The 10,725-nt window shown below is 34.3% G+C and carries 5 protein-coding genes and 2 pseudogenes; 6 read left to right on the top strand and 1 reads right to left on the bottom strand.

The features are described 5' to 3' along the window. From EM808_RS28055 to EM808_RS28035, 6 genes and pseudogenes are all read left to right on the top strand, one after another. Positions 1-414 (top strand): DDE-type integrase/transposase/recombinase (locus tag EM808_RS28055; protein WP_164849827.1); only part of this gene is annotated, 414 nt, incomplete at its 5' end. Positions 415-731: 317 nt separating this feature from the next. Further along, positions 732-869 (top strand): annotated as a pseudogene (locus EM808_RS28050) (glutamate decarboxylase); the annotation flags it as partial. Between the two features lie 918 nt (positions 870-1,787). After that, entirely contained in the window at positions 1,788-3,092 is a 1,305-nt protein-coding gene (locus tag EM808_RS28045; protein WP_127743056.1) for a hypothetical protein, read from the top strand. A 439-nt stretch (positions 3,093-3,531) separates the two neighbouring features. Then, positions 3,532-3,678 (top strand): hypothetical protein, encoded by a 147-nt coding sequence (locus EM808_RS28875; protein WP_164849826.1) that lies wholly within the window; start codon positions 3,532-3,534, stop codon positions 3,676-3,678. 180 nt (positions 3,679-3,858) lie between these two features. Continuing rightward, a pseudogene (locus EM808_RS28040) lies at positions 3,859-4,998 on the top strand (IS110 family transposase). Positions 4,999-5,095: 97 nt separating this feature from the next. Beyond that, entirely contained in the window at positions 5,096-9,052 is a 3,957-nt protein-coding gene (locus tag EM808_RS28035) for a hypothetical protein (RefSeq protein ID WP_127743054.1), read from the top strand. Between the two features lie 1,584 nt (positions 9,053-10,636). Here EM808_RS28035 and EM808_RS29945 read toward each other — a convergent pair. Further along, complete coding sequence (locus tag EM808_RS29945) at positions 10,637-10,720, bottom strand: hypothetical protein (protein WP_412973749.1); 84 nt, start codon at positions 10,718-10,720, stop codon at positions 10,637-10,639. Positions 10,721-10,725: the final 5 nt, after the last annotated feature.

The raw sequence follows: 10,725 nt of genomic DNA, 5'->3' as shown, positions 1-10,725 counted from the left end.
CTGCATTCGAAAAAAATTGTTGGCTATTCTTTTTCTCGTTTTATGACTTCGGAATTAGTGATCGAAGCACTTCAAAACGCCTGTTTTTCTCAAAAGCACCGAAAGGGCTTAATTCTTCATACCGATCTTGGCTCACAATATACCAGCAGTGAGTTTACTCAGCATGTCCAAAAATACGGTATCAGGCAGTCTTTCAGTCAGAAGGGCTGTCCTTATGACAATGCCTGTATAGAGTCATTTCACGCTATATTAAAGAAAGAAGAAGTCTATCATACCCAGTACACAGACTACCGGGCAGCGAAGCTGGCCATGTTTCAGTTCATAGAGGGCTGGTACAACAGAAACAGAATTCACAGCAGCATCGGCTATCAAACACCTCAAGCTATGGAGGATCAGATTAGAAGAACCGCTTAAATACTTAACTTTTTTGTGTCCAAATTATTGACTCAAATCCACTTCTTTTGATAAACCTTCTAAGGATATCCGCTCATTTATAAAATAAATAACATTCATACATTACCTCCGTAAACATTGTTATTCCAATGATTGACAGAGTTTGTATGAAATATTCTTTTATTGGAATGTAAAGAAATTTTCACTAATGAGTATACAAGGATTTGTATTTTTTATTAAATAGTTAACTCCTACTATATAGGAGACTTTTCCTGTTGGAGGACACATGTTAGCTTTTACCCTGGATTTTTCTTGACCAGGTGCACAAGTGCTCCCTCAAATATCCAAAGACAGCTGAAAATGAAGATCGTTTTGTCCCCATTTTAGCCAATCTTGGGCATGCACCTAACCCATTAACGACTATGGGGGTTTCAAATACTGGTTCCTCGAAAGCGTGTATGCTTGGGGGCCTTGCATAAAAGACAATTTCGGCTAGACTTTGATGAGTTTTGGTGATGCTTATGTAAAAATCCCGCTATATCCTGTTTGCTGATAGTATCCAATACAAATTTTGCGATTTATGCTTGTAAAGATAAATTAGGAATAACTTTGTGTTGTAAAGATAGTTAAGGATTGTAAAGGGAGAGTAATCCAAATCCGCAGGTAAACCGGAAATATGTCTCACTCTTCTTCATAGTATGTATGTCTTGAGCTAATTTAAGATGGTATCCGCTCAGCACAATCCAACTCCTCTTCTTCTAAAGACTAACTCAAAAACAAAGAACATATATTCTATCACACTATAAATTCTACTTAAACGTACATAATTGAATTATGTGCGATTAGTTGGTAATAAAAGGGATACTATAAACGTGATAAGTTCCTATATTAAAACTTAGTTATGAACATAGAGTGTTGATAATGGCCTATTAAAAGAAATTAGATGAGCAGTTGTTCATTAAAAAAATCTACTTTCGTCTGAGAACGCATGTGAATAGAATTAAATTACTATAGATGTAGTGGTATTAAGGCTTTTGACGTTTTTGAAGGAAGCTGTTTAAGTGTATTTTAACCTAAAATATTTGTTATAAATTAATGATGAATGTATTCCTTGTTTAGAAGCTGGGAATAGTAACTAATAGAATACTGATTTATTTGTCTATATATATGTTTAATATATTAATCATAATAAACTACAATGTTTTAATAAATATAAAGAAAATTGATGAATTTAAATAACTAAAAAGTGTAAATATATATTTATAAATACTAATATGTCCAAAGTTTCCTAGGCAAATCTAGTTAATTCAGCAAAGGACTAAAACCAAAAGTAAAGAAAATAACCCTATCAATTAGGGTGAAATGAGAATCAAAGAGGGAGGTTGATTATTAAAATGCGTTGGACTTCGGAATTAGTTATAGAAGAATTTAAAGGGTATATGCATAAAGGATTAGATATTACTGACAAGGGGCTTAGGAATAACTATCCAACTTTACGATTTCAAATACAAAAGAGATTTGGTAGTTACAGAAGCTTTTTAACCAGCCAGGGGATCAATTATGACGATATTAAACTTTATAATACTTGGACAAAAGAGAAAATTATTAAAGTGTTTTGTAAGTTACAAAAGGCTGGTGAGGAATTACATGTAAATAACTTAAAAGAAAAGCATAGCCAATTGTTAGGTGCAATTGATAGAAAATATGGTAGCTATGAAGCTTTCTTACAGGAAATTGACGTAGATTATTCCCTAATTAAAAAGTATCAAAATTGGGATAAACAAACGGTAACTGAGGAGTTTGAAAAATATACGTCTAACAATGAGGATTTACGAGAGTCTAAACTACAAAAAAATAACAGTGCATTATATAAGCAAATAAGGAATCACTTTGGTAACTATAAAAAATTCTTATCTATAATGGGATATGAATATAGTGATATTCGGGGGAAAATTGATTGGACAGAACAAAGAATTGACGATGAATTTGAAGAATATCTTAATGAAAATAAAGATTTAAAAGCTTCTAAAATGAATAGAAAACACAATACCTTATATAATGCGATAAAGAGGAGATTTGGGGAATATGGAAAGTATTTAGAGTGCAAGGGATTTGATTATGACGAAGTCAGAGGAACTGTAGATTGGACAGATGAGAAGGTAAAAAGTAAATATTTCAAACTTGTAAAAGAATCTGAAGGAATATTAAGTTTTACCGGGATTTCTATGAAAAACAACAAGTTATATCAGCAAATAAGAAAACGATTCAAAAACTATAAAAGCTTCCTCGAAAGTATCGGATTAGCGGAAGTAGAAATATACAAGATCTTAAAATTTGAACAAGAGATGGGACTATCATTTGAGAGATTAGTTAAAAAAATGTTTGATTGCTTAGGATATGACTATGAATATCAGTATAGAGACATCGAAGGGATACGTCCTGACTTTTATAATCGTGAAAGCAGTGAAATTTTAGATGTAAAGTTATCCTTCTATACAGGTTTTAAAAGTTATACTCCACAAAAGTACTTAAATCACTGTAATAAATTAACTCTAATCTACTTGAGAGGAGAACCATTTGAACACAATATTAAAAATCTATCCCTTGTTCCTATTGATAACTACTATGGTATATTAGAACAGAGTGGATTTCAAGACTTAATAGAGGAATTTGACCATCTAAAAAAACTGTTAGATTAAATCAACAATAACTAAATTTAACTTTCTTTATTTTTTCATGTCCTTTAGCTCTCCCTCTCTGCAAATAAAATGGTTATTAGAAACCCAGTATAAACACAAGTTAATATTATTCATTCAATTATGGGTAGCGGTAAGACTAGCTGGGTTATTCAGTATATAAAAGAGGCACCAGTTCCCAAAAATCCAATTGCATTACACCTTTTAAAACAGAAGTGGAACGAGTACTTTCTTCTGTTATAGGTATTTTAAGCAACTAGAAGGCGATAACAACGGTGAAACTAAGCTAGAGGATATTAAACACCTATTGCTGACGGAGAACTCACAGAAATTTTTATCTTATTACTTACATTAAGACATTAAAAACCTTACTTAGGAGTAAGATTTTTTTATGAAATGTTCATCGAGAATAGATTCCCAATTTTCAACTGAATAATAATAAATGTTAGCTTTTACCATTAATAAAGAATTTGATGAAAAGGATGATACAGTTATTTATCCTAAGCCACATCCTGAAATTGTTGCTGTGCTAAAAGAAAATATAAATGCATTAGAAATGTATAAACATCACTTGCCAGAGAGTTTATAGTTGTTTTACTTTAGGGGATTCCATAAATATTAAGCGGGTCCTTTTTTATATAACTAAAAGTGGCAGCATTCCTGTAATAACTGAAAATGTGGTTTGATTGAAAAAAGACCTCTTGATAAGATAAATGTGTCCTGAACTGGCCAGCTAAAAGGGACAAAATATCTACTCAAAGGTCTCACTATGAATTATAACCAAAATCATAAAGTAGCTCAAATCACACCTAAAACCTTAGTAATTGGTATTGATATTGCCAAACATCATCATGTAGCTAGAGCTCAGGATTATCGTGGAATGGAGCCAACAGGCCATTATTGGCTTAATTTAGCTCATATTCTAAAGGAGGAACAGATTAAGTTCGTAACGGTCAACCAATTACACGTCAAGCACAGTAAGGAGTTAGATGATAACTCTCCAACAAAAAATGATGTAAAAGACGCAAAAGTCATTGCACAACTAGTCAAAGATGGTAGATACACCGAACCAACAATACCACAAGGAGTTTTTGCGGAACTGCTTGTGGCTAAGAAATTACGTGATTTATTAAATGTAGACTTACAAATTGTGCAAGGACAGGTACACAACTGGATTGATCGATACTTTCCAGAGTTCTTTACCGTTTTTAAAAGTTGGGATGGGAAGGCAGCTCTTCATTTATTAAAGCTTGAAGCATTACCGGAAGAATTGGTTAGATATACAGAGGAAGAATTACTAGAATACCTTAGGCAAGCAGTGAAACGTAGTATAGGGATTAAGAAGATTCAAGCTTTTAAAGAAGCCGCCAATCGCTCGATTGGCATTCGACAGGGTGCTATGATGGCTAAAATGGAATTAAGAACGTTAATCCAAAAGAAACTCATTCAAGCCAAGTTTGAAGAGCTTGACCAAACTCTGGATACACTGCTTCAATATATTCCAGGCGTTAATCAAATGTTAGAGATAACAGGAATTGGACGCGATACAGTGGCGGGTTTCTTCGCTGAAGTAGGCGATTTGAGTGAATACAATCACTCTCGTCGAATAACCAAACGTGGTCGAAAAAAATTACGAGCATTGTTATTCCGAGCATCTATGATTCTAGTCCAAGAACAATGCCTTTAAAGCCCTACATCTTTACTACACAACGAGACCTGACAATCCGTTGAAAAAGATGCAGTCTTTAATTGCTTTGTGTAATAAGCTCACCCGTATACTTTCTCTATTGGTAAGAAACAGTTTGTATTTCAAGAGGAGAAGATGTTGAAGAACATCCTTCATATGCATGCATTTATCCAAGAAACCAATTACAGCTTAATCACTATAAAACTAACTTTTAATAAATAGATTTGGAAACTTGGGAGGGTAGACCCCACCGAGGTTGCAATTTTTAACATAGTTATAGCAAACTATAACTATAATATCTTTAAGGGGGCCACTAGCTTTGAGTGAAAAGCAACCAACCAATCCAAATTTAAAGCAAACCATTGCCTATGTGAATGGAAAGACACCAAAGATTGATAGAGTTGCCATGTTGGCTGCTGTTACAATAACAGCTACTAGTTTAGCAGCATTTCCGGTGTTAGGAGCAACTGCCTCTACTGCAGCAACCTTGTTAGGCAAAACTTTACCGGAACAAATAAAAAAATTACTTCAATTAGCGACGAATGACAAAGAACAAGCTGCGATGAATGTACAGGAACGTTGTCGATTTGTCGATGTTCTTTTGGCTAAACTGGCAGTCTTTCATGTGACAGAAAAGCAACTAACCGGCACGGATAAACTATTTGCTCAATGGAAAATTGCAAACAAAAGTGCAGATGACCGAAAAGAGATAGAAGAACAGGATTACAAACGGGAAAAGGCTGTAATGGAGGACTATCAAGATAATCGATTTAACAAAGAAGTTTATTGGGATCAATTAATTGAAGACATAATCACCATCATGGAAATAGAAATGGATGATGTGCCAACCTTCACAACAACCATGCAAAATGAAATCAGGAATACCTATGAGGCTTTTAAAAACCAGGTCATATTGGAATCGGAATTCTATTCTGTCTATTCTAGTGGTGATACTGAAAACAAATTAAATGATCTCCTTCAGTTCATGAAGTCTTACGGGCACTTGTACAAAACGATCGATGAAATGGAACAGTCATTAAGGGATAAGACTGAACCAGCTATTAGTTTAAAGTTTTTCAATTATAAAGAAAAAAGTTTTGAAGAGTCCTTCTTGGAACTACTGTCACAGGATGTTATCTATGTGAAAGGAAAGACGCGTGAAGAAGTTGTATTATATATATTATACATTTTAAAATATGTAGAAAAACAGCGTGCCCAACAAACATATATAATTGATTCTATCGATAATTGGAATGCACTTAAAGTCAAATGTCAGGGCAAGATTCTCATTCCTAATTTTAGTGCAGCAGAAGTAGATATTATCCCCAATAATACGAATATCATCGCATATAGCGAAGAGGATTATGTGGGGAATAGGTCTCCAATAGAGTTAAAAAAAAGGATAATACGGAACATGCGGGAGCAGTTGCAGGAAGAAATAAACGATGTAAGAAGAGCGAATGAGATTATTGAGAAATCCAGTGGGCTTTTCACTACTTTTAAAAGAATTGTGTTTAAAGGAAAAATGGGTTTACCTAAATGGCAGGCACATGACGTGGATGTTTTGATTCCTGCCTTATTGGTTGGGAGTTGGACGGACTCAAAGGATGATCTTGCTGTAGTTTGTCGATTAGCAAGAGTGGATGACAAGGAGTATATGTCTAAGCTAGCAGCTGTGATTGGTGGGGAAGATCCATATTTATTGAAATACACGAATTTTGGTAAAACAATATACAAGCTAGCAAATGTGGAAGAAGCGTGGGAAATTCTAATTAAACATATAACAGCTGAACATATGAACACGTTTAGACAACTAGTACAAGACCTGTTACTAGATGTTCCTCCAAAATTTGATTTACCAATAGAAGACCATTTTCAAGCAAGTATATTTAATAAAAGACCAAAACATTCAGATACGATTAAAAAAGGAATAATCAGGACCTTGATTATGATTGCTAATATGAACGGTATCGATAATAACTTCAACGTTCTTTCTACGCAATCGTGGGTAGATGATCTGTTGGAAGAAGTGTTTAACAATATCACAACCGAGAAAAAATGGTTTGCTATTTCGGAAGCATTATCGGACATTGCAGAAGCCTCTCCAGAAGTATTTCTTTCCGTTCTAGAAAGAGAAGTGGAAAAGCAAGACTCACAAATTTGGCAGCTTTTCGAACAAACTAGTGATGGGTTTGGAGCAAGGAACTATTATACACATGTTCTATGGGGATTGGAGAAATTATTGTGCTTAGAAGATTTTGTTCCACGTGCTGTACGTGTCTTAGCAAAGTTATCCGAGCGGGAAATTAACTATCCAATAACAAACAGTCCTTTTGAGACATTAAGTCGTGCCTTACTAGCTTGGTACCATGATATTAATATTTCCATAAATGAAAAGATTAAGCTGACAAATCATATTGTTAGAACTAGTACGATCGGTTGGGAGCTACTGGCTAAGTTGGTACCTGATCGATCACCAGGGCATACTGCTATGAGTATGTCTAGACCACACTACAGAAACTATAACCAGAAGTATGAATTAAAATACCAAAGTGAAATCGGACATACGTACAAATCCTATATGCAGTTTGCTATCCGTGAAGCGACAGGAAATTTAAAGAGATGGGCCGTTATTTTTGAAAAATGCTTTTTCTTTGAGTTAGGTTTAGAAAAAGAAGTCATACATGGTGTGCAACAAGCTATTGATAATTCAGGATCTGATCAGGATAAGTACTTACTGAAAGAAACAGTTCGTGATCTAATTCATAAGCATCGTTATTTTATCGATGCTGAATGGAGTCTTGATGAGACGTACGTTGACATAATCGAACGTGAGATCTTTGAAAAGATCGTATTTCAACAAGCCAGTTTTGACTACCTTTACCTTTTTAAAACGGATCAACTGACAGACTTACATCCTGAGCCATATAAAAAAGATAAAGATTTTAATGATGATTTTCAAAAACAGCAGAGACAGTTAAAGCAAGAACGGATACAAGCAATAAAGAGACTGATGCAAGATCCTGATTTTAGCTTATCCTTATTTCTCTATAACCTTGATGATCCGACAGCAATGATGGGAATAAGAGCAATTGGATCGATCATGGCAGCTGATATTCATGATTACCAAATAGACTTAGCATTTGTAGAGGAGGTAATCGTATCAGGGAAAATAGAGGTCCTTATCGCATATATGTCTACCATCTATGAAGCGAAGGGATTCCATGCAGTGAAGGATTTGCTGGGGAAAATAGAGGTGAATACTGAAATAACAGTTAGTCTGTTAAGTGTGGCTAGGGTGAATGATGAATTCTTGGAATACTTATCCTCTTTCCATCAACAAGGAATAGAACAGTATTGGAAAGCATTCACGTACCATAGAGAAATAAAGGAAAAAACAACTCGGGATTTTGTATTCAATAAACTATTGACCTATCAAAATTTTCATAATGTCTTTCAAATGCTTCATCGAGCATTTAAGGAGGATGTCGAGAAGCATATCCTTGCATTAGAGCATCTTATGTATAACCCTGGCAGTGACTATCAAATTGCGCATTACGATATACATTATATTGTTCAATCGTTTAAGAAAATATATGAAGAGGATAAATTGAATGAGTCATTGTATACACGAGTTTGTGCGTTGGAGTGGGGGTATTTCAACGTATTAGTTAATAAAATCCACCCAAAATATTTGAAAAGAGAATTACAAATGAATCCAAGCTTCCTTGCACAATTAGTCTCTTCTGCTTACAAAGCTTCCGATCAAGAAGAAGTACCCGCTGACCGCAGTGAGGCAGAGAAAAGTCTTGGTAGACAAGCATGGAATATTTTATTTCAATTAGAATTTTGCCCATGCCTTGAAGATCATGGAAATTTAAACGTACATGAACTAACGAGCTATACGGAAGAATACCTTAAACAAATTGACTCTAAAAAACGAGGAAATATAGGCAGACAAACACTCGGAAAGTCATTTGCGTATTCCCCAAAAGGAGAGGATGATATCTTTCCAATGGAAGCAGTACGGGAAGTCTTTGAGTTGCATTATTCGGAAGACTTGAAGCGAGGATTTTACCTAGGCAAAATTAATCAAAGAGGTGCTTACTTTGGTACAGAAGGTAAGGCAGAGCAAGAACTTGCGCTCCAATATGAGAATTACGCGAGAGCATTAAGAATAGAATATCCAAAACTGTCCCAAACACTAAAGGAAATTTCTGACGAGTATCGATCGGAGGCAATGGGGCAGAGAGAATTGGCCAGTTATGATTTGTAGTAAAAATTAACAAGATTACAACCCCTCTTTCGGCAAAGTTTTTACTTTATATCGGGTGGTGAAAGGCACCCATCTTATTAAGATGATTTAATCTAAAGGTCCAGTTATCTGTTTGTAAATTATTTAAGGTAGAGCAGATAAGAAAATAGCCAGATCATATTTTAGAATAAACTTATGTAATTAAAGGCTAGTATTAGAGGTATTTACTATATAGGTGTCTATTTAAACAAAGAATAGTTAACAAAAGAATGTAATGCTGCGCAATACAACGATACTAACAATACACAACCAATTAAGAGACGATTACTCCAAAAGTAGTCGTCTCTTTCCTATTTAAAGGATAAAATCTAAGAAAATACAAAGCTGTTCATACTAAATTGGTATGTTTGGTGTATTAATAGGTAATCCTTAGTTACTAATAAGAACTAAGGGAGAGAAAATTATTATGAATCTAGGAAAGCAAGTATTATCAGATTTAGTAGCTGCTTTAAAATATTTGTATCCTAATATTGAAGTTGAAATTACAAAGAATAAATTATCTAACGTTCTTCAGAGTCTTATATTCAAAAAGTTGAGTTAGGTGAGGTACATCCTGAACTTGAGGATAAAATACAATTGTTCATCTCGGCAAAAAAACTAGTAGGTTTAAGTTCTATTACTTTAGACAACTACCTCATGGAATTAAGTATGTTTGCTAATCTTGTAAAAAAGAAGGCCGAGGACATCGCTACAGCAGATGTTCAAATGTACCTAAGTACGCTTTGTAATGCAAATACACAAAGAACTGATGAGTCACTCCGTTTATACTAATAATTCTAGGTTAATCCTTATAGTCGTGAAAAAGTGGAAATTATAGGATTTGAGCTTTCTCAGTTAGTGAACGTTCGACAAGAAAGGGACGTAACCCTCAAACTGTAGGAAATTGAAATTGCAGCAAGTAAAAGCACCTACCTATACAGCAGGAAAAAAATTACAAGATGATGTAAAAGAATAGGAACTTAATTTGGCAGGGGATCAATCCTCTGCCTATTTTTATTAGCTTTTAATTCTTTTGTATAACCAGGTGTTTTGTTCCTTGTTCCAAGAAGAAAGGAAAGTGAAACCAAGAGGATAATATAATAGAATCAATGATTTTAGAGGAAGTTAAGAGTTTAAATGTCAGCGTCAAATAAGCCGTACAATGATTTGGAAATATTACATATACTTCAAAAACACTTCCTTTAAGAAGGGAAAAAGAGGGGAAATAAAATGAACGTTAATCTACTGGCACTGCATATCTTTGTTATTATTCTGTCTAATTGGTATTGCTGGCATTAACAGATTTTAATTAGGTAAAATTGGAACAGGAATTATTTATCTTTTTACATTTGGTCTTTTTGGTATAGGAATTATCTATGACATTTTCACAATACCAAATCAAGTAAAAATGACTAACCTATTAGCTAATGGAGGATTCCAAGCTAATCAACAAAATGTTATTGTAAATGTTAATTCCGTTCAACCAACTCTAGAAAAAACAGAATAAATTTAGAAAGCCCTTCTCAAATGGTCTTACCCCTGTCAAGTAGACAGCCATAAAAAAGACTATGCAGCCAGTGTGACTCGGTATTCAACCGGAGCACACTGGTTGAGTCGTTTTTGGAATCTTTTATAGTTATATTCGTACATATAAT

Origin of the sequence: Niallia taxi, assembly GCF_004005475.1 — a bacterium.
Lineage (GTDB): Bacteria > Bacillota > Bacilli > Bacillales > Cytobacillaceae > Niallia > Niallia taxi.
Note: the sequence above shows the minus strand (reverse complement) of the source record. Positions and strands in the feature narration are given on the sequence as shown.

What these genes read in the sequence shown, in the direction of transcription:
- EM808_RS28045 (WP_127743056.1), top strand. Translation starts at nt 1,788, where the DNA reads ATGCGTTGGACTTCGGAATTAGTTATAGAAGAATTTAAAGGGTATATG.
- EM808_RS28875 (WP_164849826.1), top strand. Translation starts at nt 3,532, where the DNA reads ATGTTAGCTTTTACCATTAATAAAGAATTTGATGAAAAGGATGATACA.
- EM808_RS29945 (WP_412973749.1), bottom strand. Translation starts at nt 10,720, where the DNA reads ATGTACGAATATAACTATAAAAGATTCCAAAAACGACTCAACCAGTGT.